Source organism: Streptomyces sp. CB02414, assembly GCF_001905385.1.
Taxonomy (GTDB): domain Bacteria; phylum Actinomycetota; class Actinomycetes; order Streptomycetales; family Streptomycetaceae; genus Streptomyces.
Genome location: NZ_LIPF01000006.1, coordinates 525,805 through 542,215 on the forward strand (window position 1 = coordinate 525,805; position 16,411 = coordinate 542,215).

The 16,411-nt window shown below is 70.9% G+C and carries 17 protein-coding genes and 1 pseudogene; 9 read left to right on the plus strand and 9 right to left on the minus strand.

The genetic code is table 11. The features are described 5' to 3' along the window. Positions 1-37: 37 nt before the first annotated feature. The gene (locus tag AMK11_RS22315) at positions 38-874 is read right to left on the minus strand and encodes a hypothetical protein (protein WP_073729761.1); all 837 of its coding nucleotides are present in this window, start codon (positions 872-874) and stop codon (positions 38-40) included. Next, positions 871-1,412 (minus strand): annotated as a pseudogene (locus AMK11_RS22320) (RNA polymerase sigma factor). Before AMK11_RS22320 ends, AMK11_RS22315 begins: the two are co-directional and overlap by 4 nt. Before the next feature lie 198 nt (positions 1,413-1,610). On the opposite strand from AMK11_RS22320, the gene AMK11_RS22325 reads away from it, so the two are divergent. The 7 genes from AMK11_RS22325 to pstB all read left to right on the plus strand — a co-directional run bounded on the left by AMK11_RS22325 (position 1,611) and on the right by pstB (position 9,865). Next, positions 1,611-3,905: an RNA degradosome polyphosphate kinase gene (locus AMK11_RS22325; RefSeq protein WP_073729762.1), complete on the plus strand. Its 2,295-nt coding sequence runs from the start codon at positions 1,611-1,613 to the stop codon at positions 3,903-3,905. Further along, on the plus strand, positions 3,886-5,061 hold the full coding sequence (locus AMK11_RS22330) for a CHAD domain-containing protein (protein ID WP_073729836.1): 1,176 nt from the start codon (positions 3,886-3,888) through the stop codon (positions 5,059-5,061). The genes AMK11_RS22325 and AMK11_RS22330 overlap by 20 nt, the downstream gene beginning before the upstream one ends. A 31-nt stretch (positions 5,062-5,092) precedes the next feature. Next, entirely contained in the window at positions 5,093-5,530 is a 438-nt protein-coding gene (locus tag AMK11_RS22335) for an NUDIX hydrolase (protein WP_073729763.1), read from the plus strand. A 208-nt stretch (positions 5,531-5,738) separates the two neighbouring features. Continuing rightward, entirely contained in the window at positions 5,739-6,866 is a 1,128-nt protein-coding gene (pstS, locus tag AMK11_RS22340; protein WP_073729764.1) for a phosphate ABC transporter substrate-binding protein PstS, read from the plus strand. 96 nt (positions 6,867-6,962) lie between these two features. Further along, positions 6,963-7,976, plus strand: a complete 1,014-nt coding sequence (pstC, locus tag AMK11_RS22345) for a phosphate ABC transporter permease subunit PstC (RefSeq protein WP_073729765.1) — start codon at positions 6,963-6,965, stop codon at positions 7,974-7,976. Continuing rightward, a complete protein-coding gene (gene pstA, locus AMK11_RS22350; protein ID WP_073729766.1) occupies positions 7,973-9,031 on the plus strand; it encodes a phosphate ABC transporter permease PstA in 1,059 nt (352 codons plus the stop codon). The genes pstC and pstA overlap by 4 nt, the downstream gene beginning before the upstream one ends. 57 nt (positions 9,032-9,088) lie before the next feature. Next, a complete protein-coding gene (pstB, locus tag AMK11_RS22355) occupies positions 9,089-9,865 on the plus strand; it encodes a phosphate ABC transporter ATP-binding protein PstB (protein ID WP_073729767.1) in 777 nt (258 codons plus the stop codon). 231 nt (positions 9,866-10,096) lie between these two features. Here pstB and pitH read toward each other — a convergent pair whose 3' ends face one another. Together pitH and AMK11_RS22365 are read right to left on the minus strand one after the other, a co-directional pair. Further along, positions 10,097-11,095 carry a low-affinity phosphate transporter PitH gene (gene pitH, locus AMK11_RS22360; protein ID WP_073729768.1) on the minus strand — a complete coding sequence of 333 codons (999 nt, stop codon included), beginning with the start codon at positions 11,093-11,095 and terminating at the stop codon, positions 10,097-10,099. 7 nt (positions 11,096-11,102) lie between these two features. Continuing rightward, on the minus strand, positions 11,103-11,723 hold the full coding sequence (locus AMK11_RS22365) for a DUF47 domain-containing protein (RefSeq protein WP_030403626.1): 621 nt from the start codon (positions 11,721-11,723) through the stop codon (positions 11,103-11,105). Positions 11,724-11,968: 245 nt separating this feature from the next. Between AMK11_RS22365 and AMK11_RS22370 the strand changes: the two genes are divergently transcribed. Then, complete coding sequence (locus AMK11_RS22370) at positions 11,969-12,355, plus strand: metal-sensitive transcriptional regulator (RefSeq protein ID WP_073729769.1); 387 nt, start codon at positions 11,969-11,971, stop codon at positions 12,353-12,355. Positions 12,356-12,386: 31 nt separating this feature from the next. Here AMK11_RS22370 and AMK11_RS22375 read toward each other — a convergent pair whose 3' ends face one another. Both AMK11_RS22375 and AMK11_RS22380 read right to left on the minus strand, forming a co-directional pair. Next, on the minus strand, positions 12,387-12,569 hold the full coding sequence (locus AMK11_RS22375; RefSeq protein ID WP_073729770.1) for a hypothetical protein: 183 nt from the start codon (positions 12,567-12,569) through the stop codon (positions 12,387-12,389). 68 nt (positions 12,570-12,637) lie between these two features. Continuing rightward, positions 12,638-13,519 (minus strand): hypothetical protein, encoded by an 882-nt coding sequence (locus tag AMK11_RS22380; RefSeq protein ID WP_073729771.1) that lies wholly within the window; start codon positions 13,517-13,519, stop codon positions 12,638-12,640. A gap of 87 nt (positions 13,520-13,606) precedes the next feature. On the opposite strand from AMK11_RS22380, the gene AMK11_RS39225 reads away from it, so the two are divergent. Beyond that, the gene (locus AMK11_RS39225; RefSeq protein WP_073729837.1) at positions 13,607-13,789 is read left to right on the plus strand and encodes a hypothetical protein; all 183 of its coding nucleotides are present in this window, start codon (positions 13,607-13,609) and stop codon (positions 13,787-13,789) included. A gap of 50 nt (positions 13,790-13,839) precedes the next feature. Here the strand turns inward: AMK11_RS39225 and AMK11_RS22390 are convergent, their stop codons facing one another. The 3 genes from AMK11_RS22390 to AMK11_RS22400 form a co-directional block, all read right to left on the minus strand. Continuing rightward, the gene (locus tag AMK11_RS22390) at positions 13,840-14,550 is read right to left on the minus strand and encodes a phosphatase PAP2 family protein (RefSeq protein WP_073729772.1); all 711 of its coding nucleotides are present in this window, start codon (positions 14,548-14,550) and stop codon (positions 13,840-13,842) included. 239 nt (positions 14,551-14,789) lie between these two features. After that, positions 14,790-15,809: a C40 family peptidase gene (locus tag AMK11_RS22395; RefSeq protein WP_079187608.1), complete on the minus strand. Its 1,020-nt coding sequence runs from the start codon at positions 15,807-15,809 to the stop codon at positions 14,790-14,792. An 11-nt stretch (positions 15,810-15,820) separates the two neighbouring features. Beyond that, the gene (locus AMK11_RS22400; protein WP_073729774.1) at positions 15,821-16,291 is read right to left on the minus strand and encodes an ATP-binding protein; all 471 of its coding nucleotides are present in this window, start codon (positions 16,289-16,291) and stop codon (positions 15,821-15,823) included. Positions 16,292-16,411 lie beyond the last annotated feature (120 nt).

The following is a 16,411-nucleotide window of genomic DNA, read 5'->3' on the forward strand; positions in this document are numbered from 1 at the left end:
TCCAACGAGAAGTTCAAGAGGAGGAAGGAGAAGGGGCTCACGCGACACCGCGCGCGGACACGTCGAACCGGTCGCGCAGCACGAACAGCAGCCCGGCGCCCAGCGCGGCCACCAGCCCGGACACGCCCTGCCCGGCCGCCGTGAACGGCGCGAGCACCGCGTCCCCGGCCGGACTCGCCGCGTCCGCCGCCAGCAGCACCGCCACCCACGCCCCCGCCACGACGGACGGCGCGGCCACCGGCCCCAGCCGGGGCGTCAGCGCCAGGCCGGTCGCGGTCAGGGCGAGCCCGGGCAGCAGCCAGGCCAGTGCCCGCAGCCCGTACCCCGGCATGGCCAGGCTCGCCAGCCCGCCCACGCCCAGCGCCACGGAGAGCACGGCGACCGTACGGATCATCAGCAGCCGGAAGCCGTGCAGCGGCGAGACGACGGCCATCTCGTACGTCGGGTCCAGCGCGGGCCCGTACGCGAGCGCCACCGAGGCCAGCGGCAGCAGCGGGGCGACGGCGAGGAAGAGGGTGGGCCGGTCGGCCGCGCCCGCCGCGTAGGCGACGAGGAACGCCGTCAGCAGTACGGCGACGACCGCGCCGAGCCAGGAGCGGCGCAGTACGGGGGTGGCGGCGAGCAGCCGCGCGGTGCCGTCCCCGACGCCGCACCGCACCAGCAGCGCCTCGAACCACCCCGGCCTCGGGGCGTCCAGCTCGGCGTCGAGCCGTTCCCATCCCGCGTCCAGGGCGGCGCTGTCGCTCACCTGGGCGAGGGCGGCGCGGCAGTGGGCGCAGGCGGTCAGGTGGGTGTCGGCGGACCAGAGCGCGGGCGCCGCCAGCTCGCCGCGGGCGTAGGCCCGCAGGTCGGCCTCGTCAACGTGCCAGGTCATGCCAGCGCCTCCCGCAGCTGTCGGCGGGCCCGCATCGCCCGTGTCTTGACCGTGCCCGGCGGGATGCCGAGCAGGACGGCCGCCTCGCGGGTGGTCAGCCCGTCGACGACGGTGGCCTGGAGCACCGCGCGCAGTTCCGGCGAGAGCCGCACGAGGGCGCCCGCGAGGTCGCCGTGCTCCACCCCGGCCAGCACCCGCTCCTCCGCCGATGCCTCGTCCCGGTGCCGCAGCCGCGCCAGGGCCTGCCGCAGCCGGCCCCGGGCGCCGTCGCCCCGCATCACGTCGATCAGCCGCCGGGACCCGATCCGCCACAGCCACCCGGCCACGTCGCCGTCCTCCCGGTAGCACGCGCTGCCCCGCCACACGGCGAGGAACGTCTCCTGTACGACGTCGTCGACGATCCCGGGTCGGCGCAGCGGCCGCGCATGCGGGCGGTCAGCCAGGGTGCGTAGCGGCGGTACAGCTCCTCGAAGGCACGCCGGTCGCCGTCGGCGGCGACGGCCCGCAGCAGCTCACCGTCGCTTCTCGTTTCGCTCACGTCTCCTCATCGCACGGGGCGGGGCCGGCGGTTCACGATCGCAGCCCGCTATCCCAGACGTCATGTCCCCGTAACCATCGATTCAGACTGCCTTGCGACGCTCACCGAATGCAGCCGACCGTGCCGGAGCAACCAGGAGCAGGGCATCACGCGCCTTCCGACGCGCCTGGACTGCGCGCTGCGCGGAAGAATGGGTTCATGAGGCAGCCGAACACCCAGGCAGAGGTCCAGCACACGCAGCCCGCGCAGTCCGCGCAGTCGGCGGCGCACGCGCAGCACCCGCAGCCCTCCGTGGGCTCCATCGCCGCGCACCGCCCGCACACCGTGGCCGCGACCGTCTCCGACCTGGAACCGGACATCGACGCCGACCTCGACGCGTACGAGGAGTCGGAGGAGTCCCAGGGGCTCCAGGCGGACGGCACCAAGCTCCCGCAGGGCCGCTTCCTGGACCGGGAGCGCAGCTGGCTCGCGTTCAACGAACGTGTGCTCGAACTGGCCGAGGACCCGAACACGCCCGTCCTGGAGCGCGCCAACTTCCTCGCGATCTTCGCCAGCAACCTGGACGAGTTCTTCATGGTCCGCGTCGCCGGACTGAAGCGCCGCATCGCCGCCGGCGTCGCCACCCGCTCCGCCTCCGGCCTCCAGCCCCGCGAGGTGCTGGAGATGATCTGGGCGCGCTCGCGCGAGCTGATGGCCCGGCACGCCGCCTGCTTCCAGGAGGACATCGCCCCCTCCCTCGCCGAGGAGGGCATCCACCTGGTCCGCTGGAGCGAGCTGGCGGAGAAGGAGCAGGCCCGCCTGTTCACCCTCTTCCGGCACCAGATCTTCCCGGTCCTCACCCCGCTCGCCGTCGATCCCGCGCACCCCTTCCCGTACATCTCGGGCCTCTCCCTGAACCTCGCGGTCGTCGTCCGCAACCCGGTCACCGGCCACCGGCACTTCGCCCGCGTCAAGGTCCCCCCGCTGCTCTCCCGCTTCCTGGAGGCCTCCCCGGGCCGCTTCGTCCCCATCGAGGACGTCATCGCCGCCCACCTGGAGGAGCTGTTCCCGGGCATGGAGGTCCTGGAGAGCCACGCCTTCCGCGTCACCCGCAACGAGGACCTGGAGGTGGAGGAGGACGACGCCGAGAACCTCCTCAAGGCGCTGGAGAAGGAACTGATGCGGCGCCGCTTCGGGCCGCCGGTGCGCCTGGAGGTCGAGGAGTCCATCGACCGTGAGGTCCTGGACCTCCTCGTGCGGGAGCTGAAGGTCAGCGAGGCCGAGGTGTACCCGCTGCCGGGCCCGCTGGACCTCACCGGCCTCTTCCGCATCCACGGTCTGGACCGGCCCGAGCTGAAGTACCCGAAGTTCATCGCCGGCACCCACCGCGACCTCGCGGAGGTGGAGTCCGCCTCCGCGCCGGACGTCTTCGCCGCCCTGCGCAGCCGCGACGTCCTGCTCCACCACCCGTACGACTCCTTCTCCACCTCCGTGCAGGCCTTCCTGGAGCAGGCGGCCACCGACCCGGACGTCCTGGCGATCAAGCAGACGCTGTACCGGACCTCGGGCGACTCCCCGATAGTCGACGCGCTCATCGAGGCCGCCGAGGCCGGCAAGCAGGTCCTGGTGCTGGTCGAGATCAAGGCACGCTTCGACGAGCACGCGAACATCAAGTGGGCCCGCAAGCTGGAGGAGGCCGGCTGCCACGTCGTCTACGGGCTGGTCGGCCTGAAGACCCACTGCAAGCTGTCGCTGGTGGTCCGCCAGGAGGGCGAGACGCTGCGCCGCTACAGCCACGTCGGCACCGGCAACTACCACCCGAAGACGGCCCGCCTCTACGAGGACCTGGGCCTGCTCACCGCCGACCCGCAGGTCGGCGCGGACCTCTCCGACCTGTTCAACCGGCTCTCCGGCTACTCCCGGCGCGAGACCTACCGCCGCCTCCTCGTCGCGCCGAAGTCCCTGCGCGACGGCCTGGTCTCCCGCATCCACAAGGAGATCCAGCACCACCGCGCCGGCCGTCCCGCCTACGTCCGCATCAAGGTCAACTCGATGGTCGACGAGGCCGTGATCGACGCCTGCTACCGCGCGTCCCAGGCGGGCGTCCCGGTCGACGTATGGGTGCGCGGGATCTGCGCGCTGCGCCCGGACGTGGCGGGCCTGTCGGAGAACATCCGGGTCCGTTCGGTCCTCGGCCGCTTCCTGGAGCACTCCCGCGTCTTCGCCTTCGGCAACGGCGGCGAACCCGAGGTCTGGTTCGGCAGCGCCGACATGATGCACCGCAACCTCGACCGCCGGATAGAAGCCCTGGTCAGGGTCGTCGACCCGGCCCACCGGGCGGCCCTGAACCGGCTGCTGGAGACCGGCATGTCCGACTCCACCGCGTCCTGGCACCTCGGCTCGGACGGCGAGTGGACCCGGCACGCGACGGACCCGGACGGCCAGCCCCTGCGCAACGTCCAGGAGATGCTCATTGACGCCCGGAGGCGCCGGCGTGGCACAGCAACACCTTGAACCGACGGACCCCGCGGCCGCCGCAGGGCCGCCGCCGGTGCCCGCGGGCGGTGACGCCCTCGCGAGCTACCTGCGCGCCCAGGCCACGGAGTTCCTCCGCGCCCTGCGCCTGCACCGGGAGACCGGCGCGGGCGCACACGCGACCGGGACGCAGGGCGCCGCAGCGCGCGGCACCGGAGCCCACGCCGCCCCGGACGGGGCCGCCCCCGACGGCCCCGTCGACGCGGCCCGCGCCCTGCGCCGTGCGGCCCGCCGCCTCAGCGGCACCCTGCACACCTTCCAGCCGCTGCTGGACACCGAGTGGGCGGAGTCCATGCGCCCCGAGCTGGCGTGGCTGTCCGGCACGCTGGCGCTGGAGCACGCGTACGCGTCCCGCCTGGAACGCCTGCTCCAGGCCCTGCACCGCCTCTCGGGGACGGCGCTCCTCCCCTCCCAGCAGCAGGCGGGCCGCACCACCCCCACCGTCTCCGCGCCCCTCGCCCCCACCGCCACCCGCCCGTCCCCCACCGACCGTGGCAGCCTCACCGTGGGCGCGGCCAAGGCGGGCGCGCTGCTCGACCGCCAGCTGACCCTGGCCCGCACCCGGGCCCACTCCACGGCCCTCCAGGCGCTGGGCAGCAGCCGCTTCCACGCGGTCGCCGACAAGGTCGCCTTACTGGCCAGCGAAGTGCCGCTGAAGGACACCACGGTCTCCACCACCGACCTGCGCCCGCTGGCCGCCGCGGCCCGGGACCGCCTCACCGACGCCGTGGCCGCGCTCCCGCTGGTCACCGCGGGCAACCCGTACAACGCCCAGGCCCTGATCCACGGCCTGTCCCCGGACCCGGCGCCCCACCCCCAGGACACCCAGTGGCACCAGGTACGCCTGCTGCTGCGCCTGCACCGGTACGCGCTCGAGGTGCTGTCCGGCGGGTACGCCGACGAGACCGACGGCGGCACGGACGTACGCCTCCTGGCGGCCGGCGAGGCCCTGGACCGGCACCGCGACGCCTCCGAGGCCGCCGCTGCCGCCGCCCAGGCCGCGCGCACCCCGCGCATCGCGCCCGCGACGGCGTACGCGCTCGGCGTGCTCCACGCCGACCAGCGGCATGAGGTCGAGGCGGCGCGGTACGCGTTCCAGCACAGCTGGCGCAAGGAGCCCATCCGGCTGCCGTAGACCCGTCGCAGGACTGGAGGCGACACACACCGTGAGCCCCGACGAGGTCCCCGTCGTCCGCGCGGCCGGCTGCGTCCTGTGGCGCCGCTCCCCCCGCCCGCCCGGCCTGGAGCTCTGCCTCGTCCACCGGCCGAAGTACGACGACTGGTCGCACCCGAAGGGCAAGCTCAAGCGAGGCGAGGACCCGCTCGCGGGCGCCCTGCGCGAGGTGGCGGAGGAGACCGGGTACGCCGCCGCGCCCGGCGCCGAGCTGCCCCACGTGCGCTACCTCGCCGACGGCCGCCCCAAGGAGGTCAGGTACTGGGCGGCGGCGGCCACGACCGGCGCCTTCACCCCCTCCGCCGAGGTCGACCGCATCCTGTGGCTGGCGCCTGCGGAGGCCCGCGCCCGCCTCACCCGGCCCGGCGACCGCCCCCTCGTCGACGCCCTCCTCGCGGCGCTCGCCGCCGGAACCACTCCGTGTCCTTGACGTAAGCGTTCCGTGACCTCACCGCACCGACCACAGGGGTTCACCCCGCGTTCATTTACGGCCATCGGCGGCTTCACCTCTTCTGCCTAATTTCGGCCTTACCGATACGGGACGCATCCCGAGAACGCGGCCGTATCGACCAGTCTTCATCGCACTCCTCGCACGCCGCCGAATTCAGGCCGGCGGCTCCTGGAAGGAACTCCCTCAAGTGAAGCTTCAGCGCAAGAACCGGCGGGCCCTCGCTCTCGGTGCTCTCGCCGTCTCCGGCGCCCTGGCCCTCACGGCGTGCGGCTCCGACGACACCGGCGGCAACAGCAACGGCGGCGACGCCAGCAACGCCGCCAACAGCAACATCAACTGCGACGACGCCAAGGGCCAGCTCCAGGCCTCCGGTTCCTCCGCGCAGAAGAACGCGATCGACGCCTGGGTCAAGCAGTACGTCGCGGCCTGCAACGGCGTCCAGATCAACTACAACCCGACCGGCTCCGGCGCGGGCATCACCGCCTTCACGCAGGGCCAGACCGCGTTCGCCGGCTCGGACTCCGCGCTGAAGCCGGACGAGATCGAGGCGTCGAAGAAGGTCTGCAAGGACGGCCAGGCCATCGACCTGCCGATGGTCGGCGGCCCCATCGCCGTCGGCTTCAACGTCCCGGGCGTCGACACGCTCGCCCTGGACGCCGCGACGCTCGCCAAGATCTTCGACAGCCAGATCACCAACTGGAACGACGAGGCGATCGCCAAGCTCAACCCCGACGCGAAGCTGCCCGACCTGAAGATCCAGGCCTTCCACCGCTCGGACGAGTCCGGCACCACCGACAACTTCACCAAGTACCTCAAGGCCGCCGCGCCCGACGCCTGGAAGTACGAGCCGGGCAAGTCCTGGGAGGCCAAGGGCGGCCAGTCCGCGCAGGGCTCCTCCGGACTGGCTGGCCAGGTGAAGCAGACGCCGGGCGCCATCTCGTACTTCGAGCTGTCGTACGCCAAGGGCGGCATCAAGACCGTCGACATCAAGACCGAGGCCGCCGAGCCGGTCGAGGCCACCGTCGACAACGCCACCGCCGCCATCGGCGCCGCCAAGATCGTCGGCACCGGCAAGGACCTCGCGCTGGAGCTGGACTACACCCCGGCCGCCGACGGCGCGTACCCGATCGTCCTCGTCACGTACGAGATCGTCTGCGACAAGGGCAACAAGGCCGAGTCCCTGCCCGCCACCAAGTCCTTCCTCAACTACATCGCCTCGGAGGACGGCCAGGGCCTGCTGAAGGACGCCGGCTACGCCCCGATGCCCACCGAGATCATCACCAAGGTCCGCGAGACCATCACGGGCCTGAGCTGACCCGAGTGCGGTCCGGTTCCCCGACCGGGGACCGGACCGCACCGTCCGGTGCACCGCCGCCAGGAGCCCGACGGGCTCCGCAGACCGGAGAACCCGATGGACATAACCACTGATCCCCAGAAGCCAGCAGCAGCCCCCGTACCGCACCAGCCCCCCGGCAAGGACGGCAAGCGCGCCACCCGCGGCGCCACCCGCCCCGGCGACCGGGTCTTCCTCGGGCTCTCCCGCGGGTCCGGCATCCTGGTGCTGGCCATCATGGCCGCCATCGCGGCCTTCCTCACCTACCGCGCCACCCTCGCCATCAGCGAGAACGAAGCCAACTTCCTCACCAGCTTCGAGTGGAACCCCAGCGGCGACCCGCCGCAGTTCGGCATCGCCGTCCTGGTCTACGGCACCGTCGTGTCGTCGGTCATCGCGATGGCCATCGCCGTCCCGATCTCGGTCGGCATCGCCCTGTTCATCACGCACTACGCGCCCCGCAAGCTGGGCGGCGTCATCGCGTACGTGATCGACCTGCTCGCCGCCGTGCCCTCGATCGTCTACGGCCTGTGGGGCGCGCTCTTCCTCGTGCCGCACATGGACGGGCTCTTCGGCTGGCTGGACGAGTACCTCGGCTGGACCGGCATCTTCGAGTGGAGCGGCGGCGCGCCGCGCTCGATGCTCACCGTCGGCGTCCTGCTCGCGATCATGATCCTGCCGATCATCACCAACGTCAGCCGTGAGGTCTTCCGGCAGGTCCCGCGCATGCACGAGGAGGCCGCCCTGGCCCTCGGCGCCACGCGCTGGGAGGTCATCCGGATGTCGGTGATCCCCTTCGGCCGCTCCGGCATCATCTCCGCCTCGATGCTCGGCCTCGGGCGCGCGCTCGGCGAGACGATGGCCGTGGCCATGGTCCTCTCGCCGACCTTCGACATCAACGCCAGCCTGCTCGACCCGGGCGGCGGCACCTTCGCCCAGAACATCGCCAGCAAGTTCAACGAGGCGACCGTAATGGGCCGGGACGCGCTGATCGCCTCCGGTCTGGTGCTGTTCGTCATCACGCTGCTGGTCAACGGCGGTGCCCGCATGATCATCGCTCGCCGCAAGGAGTACTCGGGGGCCAACGCATGAGCCACGCAACCCTCACCCCCAAGAGCCGCAGCTCCCTGCGCGGCGCCACCCTGCCCAAGTGGTTCCCGTGGGCGGTCGCCGCCGGCGCGACCCTCGCCGGCCTCGGCATCAGCACCGTGGCAGGGCTGAACAGCAGCATCCAGTGGGCCCTGATCGCCGTGGTCCTCTTCGTCGGCGGCACGTACGCCATCTCGGCGGGCGTCGAGGGCGGGCGGCAGGCCAAGGACCGGGTGGCGACCAGCATGGTCTGGGTCGCGTTCCTGCTGGCCCTGATCCCGCTGCTGTCCCTGATCTGGGAGACCGTCAAGCGGGGCGTCGACGTCCTCGACGGCTACTTCCTCACCCACTCGATGGGCGTGGTCGCCGACTACGAGCCCGGCGGCGGCATCTACCACGCCATCCTCGGCACCCTGGAGCAGGTCGGCCTCGCCACCCTGTTCTCCGTGCCGGTCGGCGTGCTCACCGCGATCTACCTGGTCGAGTACGGGAAGGGCCGGCTCGCCAAGGCGGTCACGTTCTTCGTGGACGTGATGACGGGCATCCCGTCGATCGTCGCGGGCCTGTTCATCCTCAGCCTGTGGGTCCTCATCCTGGACATGGGCCCGTCCGGCGTCGCCGGCTCCTTCGCCCTGTCCATCCTGATGATCCCGGTGGTGGTCCGCTCCACCGAGGAGATGCTCAAGCTCGTCCCCAACGAGCTGCGCGAGGCGTCGCTGGCGCTCGGCGTGCCGAAGTGGCGCACGATCCTGAAGGTCGTCCTGCCCACGTCGATCGGCGGCATCGTCACCGGCGTCATGCTGTCCATCGCCCGCATCACCGGTGAGACGGCGCCCGTGCTGCTGCTGGTCTGGGGCACGGACTTCATCAACGCGAACCCGTTCCAGGACCCGCAGGAATCGCTGCCGATGTACATCTACCTCCAGTACACCGCCGGTTCCGACCCCGCCTACGACCGTGCCTGGGCGGCGGCCCTGACGCTCATCGCGTTCATCATGATCCTCAACCTCGTGGCCCGCGGGATCGCCCGCTGGAAGGCCCCGAAGACGGGTCGCTGACGCGGCCACAGCAAGAACAGTCAGCGACCCGGACCCGCGAAAGAAGAAGTGATACCCATGGCCAAGCGCATAGACGTCAGCGGCCTCAACGCCTACTACGGCTCCTTCCTGGCCATCGAGGACATCTCGATGACCGTCGAGCCCCGCTCCGTGACCGCCTTCATCGGCCCCTCCGGCTGCGGCAAGTCCACCTTCCTGCGCACGCTCAACCGCATGCACGAGGTCACGCCCGGCGGCCGCGTCGACGGCAAGGTCATGCTGGACGACGAGAACCTCTACGGCGCCGGCATCGACCCGGTGGCCGTACGCCGCGAGGTCGGCATGGTCTTCCAGCGCCCGAACCCGTTCCCGACCATGTCGGTGTACGACAACGTCGCGGCCGGCCTGCGGCTCAACGGCAAGTTCAAGAAGTCCGAGATGGACGACGTCGTCGAGAAGTCGCTGCGCGGCGCCAACCTCTGGAACGAGGTGAAGGACCGCCTGAACAAGCCGGGCTCCGGCCTCTCCGGCGGTCAGCAGCAGCGCCTGTGCATCGCCCGCGCCATCGCCGTCGAGCCGAACGTCCTCCTCATGGACGAGCCCTGCTCCGCCCTGGACCCGATCTCCACTCTCGCCATCGAGGACCTGATCGGCGAGCTGAAGGAGCGCTTCACGATCGTCATCGTGACGCACAACATGCAGCAGGCGGCGCGCGTCTCCGACCGCACGGCGTTCTTCAACCTGGCGGCGGTCGGCCAGCCCGGCAAGCTGATCGAGATCGACGAGACGGAGCGCATCTTCTCCAACCCGTCGGTCCAGGCCACGGAGGACTACATCTCCGGCCGCTTCGGCTAGACCCCACCCCGATCCCCTCGCGGTGCTGCATGGCGGTGCCACCGCGAGGAGCACAAAGGGCCCGCCCCCTCCGGGGGCGGGCCCTCTTACATACTCGCCGAGCTGCGGGCAGTCGCACCGCCCCAGCTGCGGGCAGTCGTGCCGCTGGGGCGGCACGGGTGGGCGCAGCGGCACCCGGCCAGCGCCGGCCCGCGAAACCCACCCCCGCCCAGCACGGACGCAGGCGAGCCGCTACAGGAACACCAGATTGACCACCCAGAACGACACCGCAGCCACCACCGCGGCCGCCGGCATCGTGATGAACCACCCCACGATGATGTTCCGCGCAACCCCCCACCGCACGGCATTCACCCGCTTAGTAGCCCCCACACCCATGATCGACGACGTAATGACATGCGTCGTCGAGATCGGCGCGTGGAACAGGAACGCCGACCCGAACATGATCGACGCCCCCGTCGTCTCCGCGGCGAACCCCTGCGGCGGATCCAGCTCGATGATCTTCCGCCCCAGCGTCCGCATGATCCGCCAGCCCCCCGCGTACGTCCCCGCGGACAGCATCAGCGCACACGCGATCTTCACCCACACCGGAATGGGATCGCCGTAGTCCTCGACATCGGCGATGACCAGCGCCATCACCACGATGCCCATCGTCTTCTGCGCGTCCTGCAGACCGTGCCCCAGCGCCATACCCGCCGCCGACACCGTCTGCGCGATACGGAAGCCCCGCTTCGCCTTGTGCGGGTTGGCCCGCCGGAAGATCCACATGATGGCCGTCATCACCAGGTAACCGGCGATCAGACCGACCACCGGCGACACGAACATCGGAATGACGATCTTGTCGACGACCCCGTGCCAGTACACGGTCGTGCTCCCGGCCAGCGCGGCCCCCACCATCCCGCCGAACAACGCGTGCGAGGACGAGGACGGCAGCCCGAAGTACCAGGTGATGAGGTTCCAGACGATGGCACCCACGAGCGCCGCGAAGAGGATCCCCATCCCCTTCGAGCCCTCGGGCGTCTCGATCAGCCCCTCGCTGACGGTCTTGGCGACCCCGGAGCCGAGGAACGCGCCGGCGAGGTTCATGACGGCGGCCATCGCGAGCGCCGCGCGGGGCGTCAGCGCACGCGTCGACACGGACGTCGCGATCGCGTTCGCCGAGTCGTGGAAACCGTTGGTGTACGTGAAGAAGAGCGCGACCCCGATGGTCACGACCAGAGCGAAGGTGTCCATGAAGGGGTCAGGACTCCTTGACCGCGATGGTCTCCACCGTGTTCGCCACGTGCTCGAACGCGTCGGCCGCTTCCTCGAGCACGTCGACGATCTGCTTGAGCTTCAGCACCTCGATGGCCTCGTACTTGCCGTTGAAGAGGTGGGCGAGCAGCTTGCGGTGGATCTGGTCGGCCTGGTTCTCGAGCCGGTTGACCTCGATCCAGTACTCGGTGAGGTTGTCCATGGTGCGCAGGTTCGGCATCGCCTCGGCGGTCAGTTCCGCCGCCCGCGCCAGCACCTCGATCTGCTGCTCGACGCCCTTGGGCAGTTCCTCGATGTTGTAGAGGACGACCAGGTCGACGGCCTCCTCCATGAAGTCCATGATGTCGTCGAGGGAGGAGGCGAGGTTGTAGATGTCCTCGCGGTCGAAGGGCGTGATGAACGAGGAGTTCAGCTGGTGGAAGATCGCGTGCGTGGCGTCGTCACCGGCGTGTTCGGCGGCCCGCATACGCTCTGCGATCTCGGCCCGGGCGGATGCGTCCGCCCCGAGCAGTTCCATCAGGAGTTTCGAGCCCGTGACGATGTTGTCCGCGGATGCGGCGAACATGTCGTAGAAGCTCGTCTCCCTGGGGGTCAGACGAAAGCGCACGTGGGGTCCTCGGGGTGCATCGGTTTCGGTCAGGCTGATGCTAGGCGCATCATCCGGCCACGGCTAACGGGCCGTCCCCCAGTGTCGCCCATCAGGAAGACTGATGAGCAGGGGGGCGACACCCGGACGACGCCCAGGCCACTGCCAGGGTTTTCTTTCAAAGGCCCCTTACCCCGCAAAGTTCGTTACCATATACCCGCCAGGGGTATATGTCCGCTATCTGCCCAATCTCACAGGAGGACGCGATGACGACCACTGAGGCCGGCGCAGGTGCGCCCTCCCCCGCCGTCGACGAGGTGACCGGGGTGGAGACGGACGGCACCGACGTCGTGACCGACCACGACCGGGGCGTGCACGGGTACCACAAGCAGAAGGACGAGCACCTCAAGCGGCTGCGCCGCATCGAGGGGCAGATCCGCGGCCTCCAGCGGATGGTCGACGAGGACGTCTACTGCATCGACATACTGACCCAGGTCTCCGCCTCCACGAAGGCCCTGCAGTCCTTCGCCCTGCAACTCCTGGAGGAGCACCTGCGCCACTGCGTCGCCGACGCGGCCGTCAAGGGAGGCGCCGAGATCGACGCGAAGGTGGAGGAGGCCACGAAGGCGATCGGCCGCCTGCTGCGCACCTGACCCCCGGCGGCTCCGCAGGACCGGCCGGCCACTACCGGTCGGCCGGAGCGGCCCTGCGCTCCTCGGCCACCCGCAGCACTTCGTCGATGCTCTCCAGACTGAGCCGCTCCCGGGCGGCCGACGCCGCGATGATCAGCTCGCCGCACAGCTCGATCTCGGCGAGGGCCACGTGGTCCTGAACCGCCGTACCGCCGACCGGAGCCACGCGCGTCACCTCGTCTCTGCCGTCACCGACTTCCTAGAGTAGGGAGCGGCCTACACACCGCGCATGGCACGGAAGGGCTAGTTCTTGTCGCCGCCCGGCCCCGCCGCGATCTTGCCGGCGTAGATGTCCTCGTCGTCCGGCAGCCGTACGCGGACGGCGGCGCCGAAATCGTAGAGCAGCGTCGTCGAGGCGACGTCGACGGTCCCCTCGTCCCGCCCGTTGACGAAGCTGAAGCGGTGCCGGACCTTGCGGATGCGGCCCTCGTCGTCGAGGTAGGCGTCGAAGGGCACCTCGGCGGTGGCGAACCCGTCGGCGGCGGCGGCCAGCGCCTCCTTGTTCCCGTCGGACGCGCCCCGCGCCGCCCGCGCCAGATCGGCGGTCCCCCGGTAGTGCCGCACCTCGGTCCCGCCGACCTCGGTGCGCCCCACGTACGTCGCCGTCCGCGTCCCGCGCAGCACCTCGGCGGCGGCGAAGGGGTCGGTCGCCCCGCCGGTCACGAGGTTCCCGTCGGACAGCGAGGCGGTCTCCACCCGCACCCACTTGTCGTCGGGCACGCCGGCCCCCCGGTTCTTCATGAACAGGGCCCCCGGCGCGAGCAGTTCGGTGATCGGCCGGTGCTCGCTCGTGCCCGCGGGGTCCTGCGGCAGCCGCACCTCCAGCCGCCCGAACCGCCGCTCGAAGTCGTAGACGCCCTCGCCCCGGATGGTGACCCGCGTCCCGCCGCTGGCCATCTCCATCGCGGTGCGCGCCTTGGCGCTCCCGGCGGCCACCAGCCGGTCGGCGGCCCGGTGCAGCACGGCGACCGGATCGCCGCCACCCGCTCCCTGGGCCGCGGCTCCCTCCCCGGAACACGCGCTCCCGGCCAGCCACACACAGACCACACCCCCGGCGACGGCGAGACCACCGGCCGCCCTCCTGCCCCGCCGCTCCCTCTCCCGCTCCCGTTCCCGCCCGACCATCGCCACCTACCCCAGCCGTCACGCCCGCTCCGGACCCCCTGCCGACCCGGTTAACGAGGGGTGGGTGACGCCGGTAACGTGGACGGCGTGGCGCAGCAGGACGGGCTGGAAGCCCCCGGGGAAGCCCCCGGACCGGAACCGGAACACCTCACGACGACGGCCGAACAGGGCCGCTTCTGCCTGGCCCGTTGCAGCTGCGGCTGGCGGGGCCCGGCCCGCAGGGCGAGAAGCCAGGCCCGGACGGACGCGCAAACGCACACGGCGGCCTGAAAAGGCCGCCGCGTGCGTTGCTGAGGTGAGGAGGAGGTCTGCCCTAGGCCCTAGGCGGCGAGGTCCCGCTCGTCCGCCTCGGTGCTCTCCTTGCGGGCCCCCGGAATCACGGCGCCGCGCCCGTCGGCACCGTCTCGCCCCCGCGCGCGCACCAGCCACCCCACCCGGGGCGACCGCTCGACGGCGCGGGTCAGCGGCGTCAGCAGCGCCATGGCGACCGGCGACAGCAGCAGCGCGACCGCCGTACCGAGGGCGAAGCCGCCGATGACGTCCGTCGGGTAGTGCACGCCCATGTAGACCCGGATGAAGCCGCCGAACACCGCCAGCACGATCGCGCCGAGCCCGAACTTCCGGTTGGCGACGAACAGCGCGACGGCGAGCGCCATACACAGCGTGGCGTGATCGCTCACGAACGAGAAGTCGTCCTTGCCGGCGACCAGCACCTCCAGCCCCTCATGGGTCTTGAACGGCCGCGGCCGCTCCACGAAACCCCGTATCGGGACGTTGACCAGCACCGCGACACCTGCCGCGAGCGGCGCCCACACGAGCGCGGCCACCGAGGACGCCGCGTCCTCACCGCCCCGCCGCCGCACGCCCCACCAGCACCACATCACCAGCAGCACGATCGCGAACAGCAGTCCGTACTCACCGACGAACTCCATGACCCGGTCGAACCAGTGCGGTGCGTCCTTGGCCAGGCCGTTGATGTCGTAGAGCAGCTCGACGTCGGGGTTCGACCCGGATTCTGCGAGTCCAGCCATGGTGCTGCGGCCCCTTCGTCATGTCCTGCGGCGCACCGTACGCACGCCTTTCCTCTGCCACCCCCGTGGTCAGTAGATCCGCCGGCTCCTCTTGTCCCGCACACCTACACGACAACAGGAACGCACGGCCCCCGTTGATACGTTCCACCTTCCACTGAATGATCACGCAGACGTTATCGAAGAGAGACACGTCGTCGCAGCTCAGGGCATGGGTTCACGCTGTGTCCAAACCATGGCATTCACACCGTGGTGGGCAATGCTTTCGCGCCATCTTCCGTCACCCGGGTCGCCCCGAAGTAATCCGGGGTGTCGATCGGATCGAACCGGATCACGGCCCCCGGCCGCGGCGCGTCGATCATGTATCCGCCACCGACGTAGATCCCCACGTGCCGAATGGCCCGCGAATTGGTGAGATCGTCCGAGAAGAACACGAGATCACCCGGCAGCAGTTCGTCCCGCCCCGGATGCGGCCCCGCGTTGTACTGGTCGTTGGCCACCCGCGGCAGCGTGATCCCCACACTCTCGTAAGCGGCCTTGGTCAGCCCCGAACAGTCGAACCGCCCGCCCTGGTCGGCCGTCCCGTTGCCACCCCACAGATAGGGCGTCCCGAGCTTCTCCTGCGCGTAGGCGATGGCCCCGGCGGCCTGCTCGGAGGGCTCGACCCTGGTCTCCGGCGCGGCGAAGCTCTTCTCCAGGCTCCGGATGACCTTGACGTAGTTCTGGGTCTCCTTGTACGGCGGCACACCCTGGTACTGGATCACCGCGCCGGCCCCCGCGTTGTAGGAGGCCAGCATGTTCTCGGTCGGGTTGCCGGGGACGTCCTTCACGTACGACGCGAGGGTGCAGTCGTACGACGCCGCCGAGGGGATGGCATCCGCCGGGTCCCAGACGTCCCGGTCCCCGTCACCGTCCCCGTCGATCCCGTGCGTGGCCCAGGTCCCCGGGATGAACTGCGCTATCCCCTGCGCGGCCGCGTGGCTCTGGGCCTTCGGGTTGAAGCCGCTCTCCTGGTAGAGCTGGGCGGCGAGCAACGCGGGGTTGATGGCGGGACAGAGATTGCCCCACTTCTGCACGAGCGCCTGGTACGCCGCGGGAACGGACCCCTTCGCGAGCCTCTTCGACCCGCCCCCGACGCCGTTGGCCAGGTTCCCGGCGACCACGTAGACGCCCACGACGAGCAGCATCACGAAGCCCATCCCGAGGGCAACCGCGACACCGGCCCCGACCCACAACTTCCGCATGGCCCAACCTTCCCCCATCGCCGGGCCGTTCAATAACACTTTCCAGCCATGTCGCGCCCCTCTTCGGGGCGGCTCCGGCACTCGGCCCACAACAGCTTCCCGCCCTTGGAGGCGCCCAGCTCGCGCAGCACGGACACGCCGACGGCGTCGGCACAGGCCCGCACCAGCTGAAGTCCCCGTCCGCTCTCGGCGTCCGCCGGGGCCGCGGCGCCGGGCTGCTCCTCGTCCCGGAAGCCGGGCGGCACCCTCCAGTCGGTGTCCCACACACCGACCCGGAGCCGTCCCGGCTCGCGCGAGAGGATGCGGAGGGAGTAGGGGCCGGTGGTGTGCAGGTGGGCGTTGGCGAGGAGTTCGGCGGCCAGCAGCTCGGCGGTGGGCGTGAGCTCACCGAGTCCGTGCGCGGCGAGGGTGGCACGGAGGGTTGTGCGGGCGATCCCCGGTGCGCGTGGATCGTGCGGGAGGTGGAGGGTGTAGCCCCAGGACGGGTCTACGGTGGCCATGGAAGTCTCCGATCAGTTCGGGAAGTTGGTTGACGGACGGGTGCCCAGTGGCCTGCCGGCCCGTCGACCGGTGCGCTTCTGAGCGGGGCGCCACTTGTAAGGTAGCGGCGATTAGATAAG